Source organism: Mesorhizobium sp. Z1-4 (genome assembly GCF_004000235.1).
Classification (GTDB): Bacteria; Pseudomonadota; Alphaproteobacteria; order Rhizobiales; family Rhizobiaceae; genus RCIO01.
Map to the genome: position 1 here is coordinate 1 of NZ_RCIO01000022.1, position 1,172 is coordinate 1,172.

Annotated in this window: 1 protein-coding gene; it reads left to right on the plus strand. The window is 62.5% G+C overall.

From position 1 onward, the window contains the following. Window positions 1-1,172 (plus strand): elongation factor Tu (tuf, locus tag EP165_RS20300; RefSeq protein ID WP_127524672.1); only part of this gene is annotated, 1,172 nt, incomplete at its 3' end.

Below are 1,172 nucleotides of genomic sequence, written 5' to 3' on the forward strand. Positions count from 1 at the left end.
ATGGCCAAGGGTAAATTCGAGCGTAATAAGCCGCATGTGAACATTGGCACGATTGGTCACGTTGACCACGGCAAGACGTCGTTGACGGCAGCGATCACGAAGTATTTCGGCGATTTCCGCGCCTATGACCAGATTGACGCGGCGCCTGAAGAGAAGGCCCGCGGCATCACGATCTCGACGGCTCACGTCGAGTACGAGACGGATGCGCGCCACTATGCGCATGTCGACTGCCCCGGCCACGCCGACTATGTGAAGAACATGATCACGGGTGCTGCGCAGATGGACGGCGCGATCCTGGTCGTTTCGGCTGCCGACGGCCCGATGCCGCAGACGCGCGAGCACATCCTGCTTGCCCGTCAGGTCGGCGTTCCGGCGATCGTTGTGTTCCTGAACAAGGTCGACCAGGTTGACGATGCGGAACTGCTTGAGCTGGTCGAGCTCGAGGTTCGCGAGCTTCTGTCGACCTACGAGTTCCCCGGCGACGACATTCCGATCGTTGCGGGTTCGGCGCTTGCTGCGCTTGAGGATTCGAACAAGGAGATCGGCGAGGACGCGGTCCGCAAGCTGATGGCCGAGGTCGATGCCTACATTCCGACGCCCGAGCGTCCGATCGACCAGCCGTTCCTGATGCCGATCGAGGACGTGTTCTCGATCTCCGGCCGCGGCACGGTTGTGACGGGTCGCGTTGAGCGCGGCATCGTGAAGGTCGGCGAGGAAGTCGAGATCGTCGGTATCAAGCCGACCTCGAAGACGACGGTGACCGGTGTGGAGATGTTCCGCAAGCTGCTCGATCAGGGCCAGGCGGGCGACAATATCGGCGCGCTGCTTCGCGGTGTGGACCGTGAGGGCGTCGAGCGCGGCCAGGTGCTGTGCAAGCCGGGTTCGGTGATGCCGCACACGAAGTTCAAGGCGGAGGCCTACATCCTGACGAAGGAAGAGGGTGGCCGTCATACGCCGTTCTTCACCAACTACCGTCCGCAGTTCTACTTCCGCACGACGGATGTGACGGGTGTTGTGTCGCTGCCGGCCGGTACCGAGATGGTGATGCCCGGCGACAACGTCACGGTCGACGTCGAGCTGATCGTGCCGATCGCGATGGAAGAGAAGCTGCGCTTCGCAATCCGCGAAGGTGGCCGCACCGTCGGTGCAGGCATCGTCGCAAGCATCACGGA